The 12,863-nt window shown below is 54.0% G+C and carries 12 protein-coding genes; 5 read left to right on the top strand and 7 right to left on the bottom strand.

Annotation, left to right across the window (positions count from 1 at the left end; translation table 11 throughout):
* Positions 1–302 precede the first annotated feature (302 nt).
* Both Q8Q07_06175 and Q8Q07_06170 read right to left on the bottom strand, forming a co-directional pair.
* Positions 303–1,562, bottom strand: a complete 1,260-nt coding sequence (locus Q8Q07_06175; GenBank protein MDP3879873.1) for a glycosyltransferase — start codon at positions 1,560–1,562, stop codon at positions 303–305.
* 35 nt (positions 1,563–1,597) lie between these two features.
* Positions 1,598–2,539: a hypothetical protein gene (locus Q8Q07_06170; protein ID MDP3879872.1), complete on the bottom strand. Its 942-nt coding sequence runs from the start codon at positions 2,537–2,539 to the stop codon at positions 1,598–1,600.
* Between the two features lie 273 nt (positions 2,540–2,812).
* Between Q8Q07_06170 and Q8Q07_06165 the strand changes: the two genes are divergently transcribed.
* Positions 2,813–3,880 carry an NDP-sugar synthase gene (locus tag Q8Q07_06165; GenBank protein MDP3879871.1) on the top strand — a complete coding sequence of 356 codons (1,068 nt, stop codon included), beginning with the start codon at positions 2,813–2,815 and terminating at the stop codon, positions 3,878–3,880.
* 5 nt (positions 3,881–3,885) lie between these two features.
* On the opposite strand, the gene Q8Q07_06160 is transcribed toward Q8Q07_06165, so the two are convergent.
* The gene (locus Q8Q07_06160; GenBank protein ID MDP3879870.1) at positions 3,886–5,442 is read right to left on the bottom strand and encodes a right-handed parallel beta-helix repeat-containing protein; all 1,557 of its coding nucleotides are present in this window, start codon (positions 5,440–5,442) and stop codon (positions 3,886–3,888) included.
* 252 nt (positions 5,443–5,694) lie between these two features.
* Here Q8Q07_06160 and Q8Q07_06155 point away from each other — a divergent pair, with 252 nt between their 5' ends.
* From Q8Q07_06155 to Q8Q07_06145, 3 genes are read left to right on the top strand one after another with little or no spacing between them, the layout of a single operon-like run.
* Positions 5,695–6,549: an MBL fold metallo-hydrolase gene (locus tag Q8Q07_06155; protein ID MDP3879869.1), complete on the top strand. Its 855-nt coding sequence runs from the start codon at positions 5,695–5,697 to the stop codon at positions 6,547–6,549.
* Positions 6,550–6,602: 53 nt separating this feature from the next.
* Entirely contained in the window at positions 6,603–7,400 is a 798-nt protein-coding gene (locus Q8Q07_06150) for a hypothetical protein (protein ID MDP3879868.1), read from the top strand.
* Between the two features lie 42 nt (positions 7,401–7,442).
* A complete protein-coding gene (locus tag Q8Q07_06145) occupies positions 7,443–9,275 on the top strand; it encodes a hypothetical protein (GenBank protein MDP3879867.1) in 1,833 nt (610 codons plus the stop codon).
* 145 nt (positions 9,276–9,420) lie between these two features.
* Here Q8Q07_06145 and Q8Q07_06140 read toward each other — a convergent pair whose 3' ends face one another.
* The 3 genes from Q8Q07_06140 to Q8Q07_06130 form a co-directional block, all read right to left on the bottom strand.
* Positions 9,421–10,101: a response regulator transcription factor gene (locus Q8Q07_06140; GenBank protein MDP3879866.1), complete on the bottom strand. Its 681-nt coding sequence runs from the start codon at positions 10,099–10,101 to the stop codon at positions 9,421–9,423.
* 185 nt (positions 10,102–10,286) lie between these two features.
* On the bottom strand, positions 10,287–11,198 hold the full coding sequence (locus tag Q8Q07_06135) for a coenzyme F420-0:L-glutamate ligase (GenBank protein MDP3879865.1): 912 nt from the start codon (positions 11,196–11,198) through the stop codon (positions 10,287–10,289).
* Positions 11,199–11,356: 158 nt separating this feature from the next.
* Complete coding sequence (locus Q8Q07_06130; protein MDP3879864.1) at positions 11,357–11,809, bottom strand: hypothetical protein; 453 nt, start codon at positions 11,807–11,809, stop codon at positions 11,357–11,359.
* 213 nt (positions 11,810–12,022) lie between these two features.
* On the opposite strand from Q8Q07_06130, the gene Q8Q07_06125 reads away from it, so the two are divergent.
* Positions 12,023–12,427, top strand: coding sequence for a hypothetical protein (locus Q8Q07_06125; protein MDP3879863.1), 405 nt, complete (start codon positions 12,023–12,025; stop codon positions 12,425–12,427).
* A 242-nt stretch (positions 12,428–12,669) separates the two neighbouring features.
* On the opposite strand, the gene Q8Q07_06120 is transcribed toward Q8Q07_06125, so the two are convergent.
* Positions 12,670–12,863: hypothetical protein (locus Q8Q07_06120; GenBank protein MDP3879862.1), on the bottom strand; the 194-nt coding region annotated here is incomplete at its 5' end.

Genomic DNA, 12,863 nt, shown 5'->3' with positions numbered 1-12,863 from the left:
AGGATACTAGCGCGTGCTTGCGCAATTGGCTTCACTGGTGTCCTCGCCCCTTGCGGGAGAGGATTAAGGTGAGGGGTATCCGCCAGACACCCTCGGGACTTCGGCATGAGCTCAGTCGAACGCTGAACTTGGGCTGAAGCCTTCCGCCTATAGCGGAATGGTCTTGCAATCACATTTTCAGACAACCTCTGACAGATATTGTTAAGGTGTTGCCGGGACAGCTAAAGTGGTGTCATTTTTCTAACACCTCGTCAAGGGCGTCCAGGCGGTGTCATTCCTTTTCTAACCGTCAGTGGTTGCGCTCAGAAGCGGTAGAAATAAACTCCCAGCATGAGCAAGGCCAGGATGCAGGCCGTGCCTACCCGGGCCAGTACCAGCCCGAAGTTACCGGCGCGTTTCCGGGCGCCGCGTGTCATCCAGTCCTGGCGATTGAGCGTGAGCAAGGCGTAGATGCGGACGATAGCCATGGCGAAGTTGGTAGCTACGTATACGGGTATTAACCTTATATTTGAAGGGCGCCTGAGCAGATTTGGTGATATGCGCACCCCCCGGCTGACCATCCACCATGCCACCAGGATGGCCGCGGGCAGCCAGAGCTGAAAGAACAGAGAGACGAAGAAGTATGACAGGCTCAGAAGCAGGGTAAAATTGGAGATTATCCGGTCTATCAGGATGAAGGAGAGAAACTTATGCTTCCAGATCCATCCCTGCCACATGGCCCTGAGGTCTGCCCTCCAGGTATTCCTTGCCCAGCGGGTGCGCTGTTTGAACAGGGTAGCTATATCAGGCGCACCGGGCGTATATACCTGGGCGGTATGCTGGTAGCGGGTCTTCCAGCCGGCTGCCTCGGTGAGATAGGTCAGCCGTTTATCATCACCGCCAATACACTGTTTGCCCCAGAATTTTTCATTGACCAGGTCATCGAGCATAGGCAGCACTGCCTGACGGCGGTAAAAGGCGGTTCTTCCGGACAGAACGGTAAAAGCGTCCCCCATTACCGCCGCCGGCATCATATCATCGTAGAAACGCAGGTCAAGCTGAATATCGAAGATATTCTGGGCTATTGACCGGGGGTCGAGCACATTCTGCCGGGTCGCCACCCCGCCTACCGCCGGATCAGCGAAAGGTCGCAGGCCTTCCTCCAGGACAGAGGTGCTCCATATCGTATCACTATCTACCAGCGCGACAATCTCCCCGGAGGCTGCCCTGATGCCATCAGCCAGGGCGGGCCTCTTCCCGGGCTTCTCGGTGATAATAAGCCGGGCGCCGGCGAACTCCTGGCTGAATGACTGGAATTCCTGGATGCAATCCTTGTCCGTATGGTCAATAACAGCGATTATCTCGGCGGGATTATTGGCTTTCCATGATTCCAGCGCCATGCGGAACACCGCGGGTTTTTCGGCATAGACCGGGGTCACTACCGAGACGGTGGCGCTATAGCTATGGTTATCCCGGCGGTAGAACCAGCCAATAGCCCGCCTCGTCATCCAGGTTCCCCACCGCCAGAGGCCGACTAGGCCCAGCGGCAGATAGAAGAGTAATAGCGAGGTAATATCTTCCACAGCTTGCGGCTCTTTTCTATATTATAATATTACAATTACATACTCGCGGGGAGTTCTTGAAGTTTTTTCTCATAGATATCATTCACTTCGATTGCCGCCTTTACCATGCGGGCTTCCCAACCACTCCGCTGTGCCCAGGCAACGAAAGCAACGGTGTCTTTGGGCAGGCACTTTCCACCGAAGGGCCCGTAGTCTTTGGTGCCGTACTCAGGGTTCCACAGCGCCTCAGCGCTTCTAGCTACGATTGGGATTACCGTTTCAGCATCCACACCGATACGCTCGCAGATCAACCTCATCTCATTGAAGAATGAAATCTTGGTAGCATTGATAAGGTTATGGATGAACTTCTGCATCTCCGCTTCTTTTATGGTAATCCGGTACAGCGGGGCCGTCGACCAGGCATAGACCTCCTGCAAGGGGTCGCCGGACCTCTTGTCCAGTTCCCCGATAACGTTAACCCAGGGGCTGGCGATGTCCTGGATGGCTACCCTCTCACGGAGGTACTCAGGGTTCACGCAGACGCCAAAGTCAACGCCGGCTCTCTTTCCTGATTGCTCCTGGAGAATAGGAATTACCATATCTTCGGTCGTGCCGGGCAGGACGGCGCTCCTGATAACCACCACCTGGTACTGGTCAGCGGCTGCCAGCCATTTACCGATTGTGGCCGCCGCTGATTTGGTAAAGTCAATGCCCACATCACACCATTCGATAGGACTCATTGATTTCTCAAGTCTCTCGGCTTCAGCCTGGTCATGGCACAGGTCCAGCGGATAGGTAGGTACTGACAGCATGTACATGTCTACGTCGGCATGGTCCAGCTCCCTGGTCTCGAATGACTGATACCCCTTTTCGCGCAGCCGGTTGACCACTCCGGCGCTGACATCGGTAAAAAAGATATCAAACCCATGCTGCGCAAGGACTGTCCCCGTCGCCTCGCCAACCACTCCGGAACCCACTATCAATATTCTCTTGCTCATACATGTCCTCCAGTCCCATAGATTCTCGTGCCCACAATATTCTCCAGGGCATTATGATGCTCTTTCCAGTCTATCAGCATCATACTTCTCCAGCTATAGGTAGTCTTACTTAATATCTATAAAGACAGTACTTAACCTGAAAACCCAGGCTGGCGGGAAGCTATTTTAACGATAATCGGAGCTTGACATTGCCGGTACCATACGTTAAGAATTAAGATTAGGATATACGGCAAAGGCTGAAATCCGGATTGGTATTGCCCGGGGGAGGAGCACATGAAAGCGGTAATTCTGGTCGGTGGGCAGGGCACGCGGTTACGTCCTCTGTCCTGTGGCACCCCCAAGCCCATGGTGCCGGTGTTAAACCGGCCTTTGCTGGAGCATGTTATATTGAATGCGGCCAAGCATGGCGTTACCGACTTTGTTCTGGCGATTAACTACCTTCCCGAGGCTATCAAGGAAGGTCTCGGGGACGGTTCAAAGCTTGGGGTTAACATCAACTACGCAGTGGAGGAAACGCCGCTGGGCACCTCGGGGGCGGTGAAGAACGCGGAGGCTTTCCTTGATGAGCGTTTCTTTGTCTTTAACGGTGATATGCTGACCGGTATTGACCTGGGCGAAATGATGCGCCGTCATCAGGATGTCTCGCCCAAGGCCACCATCGCCTTAACTCCGGTTGACAACCCTACTATCTACGGCGTCGTGGAACAGGACAAGAACGGTATGGTGAAGCGCTTCGTGGAGAAGCCTAGCTGGGATAAGGTGACCACCAACCTGATTAATGCCGGTATTTATATTCTGGAGCCGGATGTCCTCCAGCACGTTCCGCCGGCTACCGCCTCAATGTTTGAGACCGACCTCTTCCCCAGGCTCCTCGAAATTGGGGCGCCCGTTCTCGCCTTCCCCTCGGAGGCTTACTGGATAGATATCGGTGACCCGCAGAAGTACCTGAAGGCCAACCAGGACCTGCTGATACAGCGGGGTAACGAAATCTTTAATGAAGGCGAAAGCTACATTGACCCGAAGGCGGAGATTCACCCGCCCGTTATGATTGCCGGCGGCTGTAATATCGCCGCCGGGGCTATAATAAGGGGGCCCAGCGTTATTGGCCCCGGTTGCAGTATCGGTGAGAACACCATCATAGAAGGGTCTGTCCTGTGGGAGGGAGCACGTGTCTGTAGCCAGTCGCACCTGAAGTCGTGTGTCATTGGCTACCACTGTGATATTCAGGAAGACTGCTATCTGGAAAACTGCATCCTGGGGGACTATGTCACCATCGGCCGGGGGACGAGGGAGTGGGAGGCCAGGATTCCGCCCAAGAGCTTCCTGCCACCCAGGGTATAAGCGGGTTAACCACCTGCGCCATGGGTCGGTGGAGGCTGGCGCCGCCACCGGAGCAGAAACATCACCGCGGTTGTCAGCGCCACTGCTATTATGGCGCCAAGCAGTACCAGCCGGATTATCCCCAGCCTGCCTCCGCCCAGCAGGGGGTTGCGCGTTAAATAGGTGATATCACCAAGAGCGTTGCCTGAATACAGGTTACCTTCAAATCTGTTCCTGCCTTCCGGCGGATAGCTGTATACGCCATAGTTGCGGTTATCCTGTATGGTATTGTCCCGGAACTGGTTTCCCGTGGAGCGGTTCCGTTCTTCGGCGGAATCCAGCCGGATGCCGTACTCGTTGTCATTTATCTCGTTATCAACGAAAATATTGTCATCAGCTGCCTTCAGGTAGACCCCGCTGTCCCCATTGGCGACGATAAGGTTATTGCTGAAGCTGTTGCCCGTAGCCGCGTCATACATGAAGACCCCGTAGCTGGAGTTCCCCCTGATTTCATTATCCCGGATAATATTATCCGCTGAAGCAGCGGCCCTCCCGTAGATACGTATGCCGGTTACGTTGTCCCTGATGATGTTGCCGGTAACCGCGTTATTTGATGATTCAAATAACGCCACGCCGTCACTATTGCCGGTGACTTCGTTGTCTTCTATTGTGTTGTCATCCGACAGCTCATGCAGCATTATGCCGTGACCTTCGTTGTTCACCGACCGGTTGCCCCGTACCACGTTTTCAGTGCAGCGGTCAGCAAAGATTATCCCGTGCAGTCCGTTGTCATGGGAAAAGTTATTCTCTACGGTAACGCGCTGGGTGACGGTATGCGCATCGAAACCATAGCCGTAGTTATCGTAAAACTCATTATTGCGTACTTCCATGTCACCTACCCCCCACACATAGAGGCCAAAGTAATTGTGGTGGAACTTTGAGCCGGTGACGGTGCCGGTCATGCCCTTGCCCAGGATGCCCGGATTCGGCCCGCCTTCTTCTGAGATAACCTTCCAGGATATGCCGTAGGCAGTCTCCTCAAAGAAACCCAGGTAAGCTATCTCGCTGTCAATAACATCCATCCGGTTGTCCGTATAAACCGAGGTGCGGTTTTTCGCCGAGATGTAAGCGCGCCCGCTGCCATCTAGAAAATCAGTGTCAAAGGTGTCCGCGGCCTCATCCCATGAGGTAATCCTGGTGCTACGGATGCTGATCTGGCCATTGGAACTTTCTATACTGACGAATCCGGAGGGCCCGCTGTTCAGTTTCAGCCTGTTAACGTCCCCACCGGCATCATCTCCGTGCAGCTCCAGCCGCACCAGTTCGAATATTTTTAAATTTGCCTTGAGCCGCCACTCACGTTGCCCCGCCCGTTCCAGCAGGTTCTCGTCCCGTAATGCATCGTCGATATCGCTGAGGGTCACCACCGCCCCGGGTCTCTTGACCTCAATAGTATTGGTGGCGGCCACATAGATGATGCTCGACTCAACCTGCGCCAGAACCGGGGCGGGTGTCAGTCCGGCCGGAAAAAGCAGCCACAGCAGCAATGCCGGGATGACCCATGCTATTCTCCGTACTGCCATATATTTAACCTCTCATCCTGTTGTTGGTGGGTACATAATACGGCCGCTTTTTAATCATTCAATATGCCGGGCTGCGTGTCAAGTTTCAGCAGGGCTACCGCCGAGTTCAGATAAGGCTGTTGAGGGCCGGTTAGGTAACCGCCTCACTACGTATTACGTACATGTACTGATTAAATCTGCCGGCAACAGTGTCATATGATAATAATACGATGAATAGGAATCCAAACAGGTGAGGAGGAGGTTCAGAGTGAAATGAACAGAAAAAGGTTGATCATTGCTTTACTGATACTGGTGGTGGTGGCTGTGGGGGGAGCGGCGGGACGTATGCTCTGGCCCGATAGTTCACCGGCGCTGGCCCAAACCCAGTCCGGTGCGCCAACTTTACAGTGGCTGGGTTGGTCACACTTCAAGATAGTCTCCGCTGACGGGACGGTAATCTTGATTAACCCATGGGTAACCAATCCTGATTCTCCGGTAACGCTGGATGATGTTAATGAGGCTGACTATATCCTTGTTCCCAACGGTCACGGTGATGAGCTGGGTGAGACTATTGAGATTGCGCAGAAGACCGGGGCAAAGGTGATTACCGGGGGTTTTGAGCTGGGGTCATGGCTTATGGAGAAGGGCGTGCCCCAGGAGCAGGTCATCCGCTCTAATCCGGGGAACTGGCATCAACTGGGCAACATTACGGTGAGGGTGGTCAACTCCGTGCACGGCTCCGGGCTGCCCGCGCCGACGGCGCAAAACCCTTACGGAGGTCCCGCCGCCGGATTCTTCATTACCCTGGAAACAGGTTATACCATCTATTTTGCCGGCAGCACCGCGGCCACCATGGATATGCAGCTCTGGGGTTCCACCTTCAAGCCTGACCTGGCAATCCTTCCCCTGAACAGCGGCCGCGACCCCGTAGACGTGGCCCAGATGGTCAGGCTTTTATCGATTGACAACCCAAATTTGAAGCGGGTGATAGCTCACCATCAACGGGCAGTGCCGGGTGAAGGTCACACCACCATAGCCCAGATGGAATCAGCCATCAGATCTCTGGCCGGTTCGCCGGTGGCTGTCATCAGGCTGCAACCGGGCCAGACCATACAGCTCGGTAAATAACCCGGGTATGCCCCCGCCGGCGTCCGTCGGCGGAGATTAAGCAGGAGGCTAATATGAAATGGTCAATATTTAAGTCAGCCACTTTCTGGGCGGTATTCGGGCTGAGCCTGGTCCTGGTTGCCGTTCTGGGGGGCACCGGGTTTATCTGGGCACAGAACCGGCAGAGTACCGAGAACATTACCACCTACTACCGCTTCGATCCCGGGGAAGAGCGTTGGGTCAAGGCGGTGGTAAAGACCGGCATCCCCGAGAACCCTGATGGTTCGGTATCTCCGGGGCATCATACTATTGAAATCTTCATTGACGAGAACAACCCGGTTAAGGAGATACTGATAGAAGAAACGCTCGTTATTGACCGGAGCGGCAACCTTACCGGCCCCCTGCTGGAGATAAAGGGGCATGAGTCCGGCGGCACCGGAAAATTGAACATCGGGACACTGGCTTTAATTGAGGTGGACGCTGAAGAACTGAAAATAGACGCGGATATTATGGGGGTCACCATAGAGAAGGTGGTCGCCGAGGAAGATGAAATTGACCTTGACTTGAGAGTGGTCAACGTGGTGCGTACCGGGCGCGGCGCCGCCAGCAGCCTTCTTCTGGGGATAAGCCGGGACCAGCGCCTGGAGAAATTCGGGACAGGGGAAAAAATAGAGCTGGGCCGCCGGGGTTTTACGGCGCGTGAGGCAGGGCTCAGGGTTGACCGCATCCGTATTATCGGACCTGAAAGCGGTACAGGGTTTATTGAAACACTCATCATTAAGCAGAGCAGCGTCTTCGGCAAGATAGAGGTGGATGATGTGAAGATTCAGGACCTGATACTGAAGCAGATCTCCCTGGATGATAGCCCCTGAAAACCACCCGGTACCGGCACGAACAAAGAAAGTAGGCAGGTCATGTTGAGTCGGATTTCCGCTCGAACGCTAAGGTTTGTCGTTTTGGGGCTGGCGCTGGTACCAGTGCTTATATTTCTGGCATTGTGGCAATTCGACCCGGACGTTTTTTCGGGATATCATGGCGAGTTACAGGTTGTCGGTCATCTGAACGTTGCCGCCGGAGAAGGCCATATTACCGATGTCTGGGCGCTCTCCACAGGGGATGGTCGGAGCTATGCCTATCTGGGCAGCTATGACCAGCCCTTTTGCAGTGACAACATCACGGGAGTCTACGTCATTGACATTACTGAACCCGCCAACCCCCGGCAAGCCGGTTTTATCCCCGCACCCACGGGCACCCGGGTTAACGATGTCAAAACCAGGCATATTGAGACCCCTTTCTTTGAGGGCGACCTGCTGGTACACTCAACGGAGTTCTGCAGGGGCGAAACGCGGGGCCAGGCAGTCGCCTCCAGCCCGGGCATTATACTCTATGATGTCAGTGAACCGCTTTCTCCCGGACGGCTGGCCCCGGACTTTTCCCTGGACGCTGAGGTGCACAACACTTTCATCTATCAGCAGGATGAACGCGCCTACGTGCTGGTAGTTCAGGATGGGGTACCGCAGGACTTTATTATCGTGGATATTACTGACCCTTCCCGGCCGGTAAAGGTTACGGCACAGGGGCGGGAGGACTGGTTTGCTCCGGGCCCCCGGCCGGCTCTCGGGCAGGTTCCTGTTTCTTTGCTGCACGATGTCTGGGCGCAATCTTATCCTGTTTCTCATCCCCTCCCCGCTTATGCCGGAAGGACCATCGCCTATCTCAGCTACTGGGATGCTGGTCTGATCCTCCTCGATATTACCGACCCCGCCTCCCCGGTGTTTCTGGGTAACAGTGATTACCTTGACCCTGACCCCGTCAGCGGCCAGCCCCCGGAGGGAAACTCTCATGTGTCCGTGCCCACGGCTGACGGGAAGCTGCTATTTATGGGGGATGAAGATTTTTCAACGACACGCACCATGTTTACCGTCGATACCGGCGATTTTGCCGGAGAATATCGTGCCGTGGAAGGCGGTTTCACCAGGCGATTAGGGGAACTGGATGACCAGACTTTGAGCGGGCAGACGGTATATGCCGGTCAGGTCTGCAACCCTGAGGATATTCCCGAGCCGCCACGGATGGCGGGGATGGAAGGGGGGTTCATCGCCCTTATCGAGCAAGGGCTATGCCCACTTGACCGGCAGATAGCTAACCTCGCTTCGGCAGGCTATGACGGGGCTATCATCTTTGAGCCTGTTGGAGACGCTGGCCAGACCGTCTTTGCTGCCGGAGACCCGGAAAAGGGTACAATACCGGCGCTGTTCGTCTCCCGCTTTACCGCTTTTGCCATGCTGGGAATATCCCTCGCCTCCCCGGCTGACACTCCGTTGCCACCCCCCGGCACGCCCGGCCAGCGTGTGACGGCGCGGCTTCAGTTTGACGGCTGGGGATACGGGCGTGTTATGGACGTTGCTGACCCGGCTAATATTGTGGAACTGGGGCAGTTTGCCACCGACAACGTAACCGCCCAGCCCGCACCTCCCGGAGACCATACCATGCATAATGTTATCGTGGACGGGCGCCGCGCCTACATCTCATGGTATGCCGATGGCATTCGTGTGGTCGATTTCAGAAATCCCCGGGAACCGCGAGAAATAGCCCACTTTGTCGATGACGTAGATGGCTCGGACATGTGGGGCGTCTATCTCTTCAAGCATCCCGATGGGAAAAAGTACATTCTGGGCAGCGACCGCAGTACCGGGCTATGGATTTTCGAGGCGCCTCGCTACTTGGCGCTGCCATTCATGCGGTAATATCAGTTCGCCATGCCCTGCTCCGGGGATTACCGGTCATAAACCGGGCACTCAAAACAACTGCACGGCTGGCTGAAATTGAGGTCACCACAGGTAGCAAATCAGCTATGACCGAGAAGGTTATATCAAATATCCTTGTGGCGCGTCATTGCTTAATTAGTTTGGCACTCTTCTCGCTCGGCAGTAACCCCCGCAACACAGCCAGGCGAACCAGGTCAGAGTAGGACTTGAAGGCAAGCTTCTTCATAATATTGGCCCGGTGAATCTCTACTGTGCGCCGGCTGATGAATAGCTGTTCGGCAATCTGGGCATTGGTCAAACCCTTCTCAATTATCAGTTGCAGAATCTGGAGCTCCCTGGCAGTCAGGCGCTTGAAGGGGTCTTCCGTCTTTTCCTCAGTCTGGGGTTTGCTCGAGTATACTTTGAAGGCGCTCTGGGCCAGCGCATTGCACAGGAAGTACCGGCCCGCGGAAACTTCACGAATGGCGGCGACCAACTCGGCAGGGGCGGCTTCTTTGAGAACGTAGGCTTCGGCGCCGAGCCTCAGGGCTTCCGTTACGTAGACCTCATTACTGTACATCGATAGAATGACAATCCTGATACTCGGCAGCTTGCTCTTCAACTGCTGGATAAGGTCAAGCCCGCCAATCTCCGGTATGTTCAGGTCAAGCACCAGGGTGTCCGGTCTAATTTCCTCCGCCAGCCTGAGGGTTTCAATCCCGTTAGCGGCTTCCGCGACAACACGAAAATCCGGCTCACTCTCTATCAATGACCGGATTCCCTTTCGTACCATTTCATGGTCATCGGCCAGCATGATATTTAACATCTTATGTATTCCCTCAACGAAAAATGTCCGAACTAACAATAAGAAGTGTAGATTACAGACCATCAACAAGTCATAAAATAAGGGGGGTAAAAAGTTACAAAAACATTACATTTAGGCCATAGTGAGAGAAAGGCAGAAGCGACTCTTAACTCACTTTTACCCGCCTAAATCGCCGCTATTTGTGGCTAGAGAGACCAGCGGAGCAGCTTTAAGGCAAGCCGTCTTTTAAAGCCGCTGATGCCGGCGGTTGCTTTCAGGGTGACTCTGAGCATTTCCATTAAGCGGGGTAAGGGGACCAGCATCTTACGGATGTTGTCGACCTCACTCGCCGGGTAGTCCAGACCCCTGATGATAGCCACCGGTATTCCCTCATCACTCTGTCCCAGCAGCAGCGCCGCCGCCGCTGTCAGCTCGAAAGCGATGTTATCTACCCCGCCGAACTTCGGCTTGCCGAAGCGGTCCTTCCGGCCGAATTTTTGGCTGACCGGTTCTATTCCGGAGGACCCCATCGGAATATCAAGGCTTCCGAAAGGGATTACGGGGAGTGTATCGGCGATTAATACCGCTATTTCCTTGCCCGTCATCTCCTTTATCTCCTGGCGGAGTTCACGGGCGGCACTATCCGGGTCTTCCAACGCGAGACTGGCCACACCCTCCGGGTGGTTGGAGGTATCTATGCCAGCCTCATTATATATCCTCCCCTGACGGTCCATGGTGAGCAGTATCGCTGGTGACGTGTGCAGAATGCTCATTGTTTCCTCGTTGATAAAGGCGGGGCGATATTTGCGAGCCAGTTCCAGCACCGGAACAACGGCGATTATGCGCTGCTCCGGGTTTTCCAGAATAAGCTGTAACAGGGCTGCCGGCTCTCCGGTCTTTTTTGAGATAGCGAGGGCCTCTTTCCCGGGCCTGACCCCGTCCAGAGAGACTACCCTGCCGGCGGCCTTCGACAGCACCTTCTCCGTCACCACGATGATGTCTTTGTCTCTGATACCACCCGCCTCATCAGTGGCGCTCTTTACTATTATCTTCGCCATCCGGTCCCCGGGGTTAATCTCGGGCAGTGATGTCAGACCCATGACCTCTAATTTTTTCATCGCTTTTATTTTCGCTCTGTCTGGCGCTCCCACAGAATAATGCATTGATACGATATCAAACAATCGGGTAAGGAGACCATCAGTAGACTTACCTACTATCAGGGCAGGCGGATACCTAATCATGGCGGGGATAAGGAGAGACATGCGGACTGGTGTCTCTAGCGGTCCGATGGGCTTACCGGTATTGACGGGGAAATCTTATCCTGTTCCACAAACGCCAGCAGCTGCTGGTAAGTCTGCGTAAAGCCTTCATAATGCTGACGGTCAAAGTGCGGTTGACCCCAGTCAAAAGGGATACGCAGCCCGGCTATTTCCACCAGCAGCCAGATATGGTCCGTCTCCTGGTAACTTTCGCCGGTCATCTTCAGATTTCCCAGTATCGGCGTACTGCGTATTCCCAGAGAGGAGAGACGCTCCATCATGAGGAGGGCGCTATCGTCACAATCAAATTCAGGGGAGGGGCGGGGCATAACGAAAAACAGTTTTTGTATCATTAAAGGAGATAGCGCCAGAAGTATCAGGGCAAAGGCAATAAATGCGGCCAGCAGATAAAGATTACACCGGGATAGCCAGCGTTGACTGCTGCAGCGTGATTTGTCAATAAGTATCAATACCTATTTCTCCATACGTTGTTATACGTATTTGCCTATGGTAGGCTAACTCCCTTTATTTGTCAAATACAGTTTGTCAATAAGTATCAATACCTATTTCTCCATACGTTGTTATACGTATTTGCAGAATAGGGGTATCAATCCCTTGGAAGGTCCGTGTTTTCAGTGTATAATCTGGAAAAAGTCTGGTCGAAAGATAAGAGAGGAGGGAATATGGATATCCGTACGCTTGTCTTGATGAATTTCATCCTTCAGATAGCGCTGGTAGGAGCGCTGTTTTTCGCCGCTTACCTGGCCCGCAACAGGAAGTTAGCCAGACATTGCATGGTGATGAGGATTATGGTACCTGTCCAAATTGCGGCGGCAGCTGTGGTAATGGTGCCTTCTTTCCTGTCATACACGACCGGCGGGGTACCCGTGACCTGGCTTTATATTGAAATGGTTTTTCATGGCGCTTTGGGACTTGGCATTGTTGTCATATGGATTTTTGTTAACCTGGCCCAGGCAGGTATCATGAGGGTGCGGCGGCGTCTCCAGTTCCCGATGCGGCTGGCGTTCAGCTTGTGGCTGGTAAATTTTGCCCTCGGTTCGCATATGTACTTCATACTGTGGACATAACCGGGGGCTGAGGGGGAAAATTTGGGCTGGCTGACATAGTGATGATGTCAGGACAGATAGCTTTGAGCAAGGACATCTCCCTCTCATGCCATGCTCTAATCCGTGGTTTTACCGTCTGGTACTTGGTTGCGCAAATACCTGTGTAATTCCAGTCTCCTCTTCCCTGACGGGAGAAGGTCAGAGCCTGCCCTGAGCGAAGCCGAAGGGATGAGGGTGAAGATGAGATTACCTCCTCTCCATCTTTATCCTCTCCCGCAAGGGGCAAGGAAATCTGTTTGGTCATTTCTGCGCTGCATCACACTAGTGTAGTGTATTACAAATGTCTTTACAGTTCTGTCATTCCGGACCCTGGCCTGTCGCCAGGACAGGCTTGATCCGGAATCCATGTCTATCCCCTGGATTCCAGCCTTCGCTGGAATGACAGCAACTTCCTTGA

It is taken from the genome of Dehalococcoidales bacterium, assembly GCA_030698765.1.
GTDB lineage: Bacteria > Chloroflexota > Dehalococcoidia > Dehalococcoidales > UBA2162 > JAUYMF01.
Note: the sequence above shows the minus strand (reverse complement) of the source record. Positions and strands in the feature narration are given on the sequence as shown.

What these genes read in the sequence shown, in the direction of transcription:
- Q8Q07_06165 (MDP3879871.1), top strand. Translation starts at nt 2,813, where the DNA reads ATGAAAGCGGTAATTCTGGTCGGTGGGCAGGGCACGCGGTTACGTCCT.
- Q8Q07_06140 (MDP3879866.1), bottom strand. Translation starts at nt 10,101, where the DNA reads ATGTTAAATATCATGCTGGCCGATGACCATGAAATGGTACGAAAGGGA.
- Q8Q07_06170 (MDP3879872.1), bottom strand. Translation starts at nt 2,539, where the DNA reads ATGAGCAAGAGAATATTGATAGTGGGTTCCGGAGTGGTTGGCGAGGCG.
- Q8Q07_06125 (MDP3879863.1), top strand. Translation starts at nt 12,023, where the DNA reads ATGGATATCCGTACGCTTGTCTTGATGAATTTCATCCTTCAGATAGCG.
- Q8Q07_06145 (MDP3879867.1), top strand. Translation starts at nt 7,443, where the DNA reads ATGTTGAGTCGGATTTCCGCTCGAACGCTAAGGTTTGTCGTTTTGGGG.
- Q8Q07_06155 (MDP3879869.1), top strand. Translation starts at nt 5,695, where the DNA reads ATGAACAGAAAAAGGTTGATCATTGCTTTACTGATACTGGTGGTGGTG.
- Q8Q07_06160 (MDP3879870.1), bottom strand. Translation starts at nt 5,442, where the DNA reads ATGGCAGTACGGAGAATAGCATGGGTCATCCCGGCATTGCTGCTGTGG.
- Q8Q07_06135 (MDP3879865.1), bottom strand. Translation starts at nt 11,198, where the DNA reads ATGAAAAAATTAGAGGTCATGGGTCTGACATCACTGCCCGAGATTAAC.
- Q8Q07_06150 (MDP3879868.1), top strand. Translation starts at nt 6,603, where the DNA reads ATGAAATGGTCAATATTTAAGTCAGCCACTTTCTGGGCGGTATTCGGG.